1 pseudogene is annotated in these 273 nt (G+C 63.7%); it reads right to left on the reverse strand.

From position 1 onward, the window contains the following. Positions 1-64: 64 nt before the first annotated feature. A pseudogene (locus tag BK660_RS31295) lies at positions 65-273 on the reverse strand (YceI family protein); the annotation flags it as partial.

Below are 273 nucleotides of genomic sequence, written 5' to 3' on the forward strand. Positions count from 1 at the left end.
CGGGCCGTCGATCAGCAGCTCGAACCGGTTGCCGTCCCGCCACGGGAACACCGCGCCGCGCATGTCAGCGCGCCGTGAAGATCAGCACCGCACCCACCGGCACCGACAGACTGATCGCCGACAAGTCGGCGAGTTTGCGCAGGCTTTCCAGCCCCGGCAGCAGATCGAAATCTTCAGCGTTGATCACCAGCGGCTCAAGCGTGACCACTTGAAAACGACGATCATCGAGACGCGTCGCCAGCAGTTCGGCCGGGTATTCGTGTTGCTTGCCGT

This window comes from Pseudomonas brassicacearum, assembly GCF_003732265.1.
Classification (GTDB): domain Bacteria; phylum Pseudomonadota; class Gammaproteobacteria; order Pseudomonadales; family Pseudomonadaceae; genus Aquipseudomonas; species Aquipseudomonas brassicacearum_D.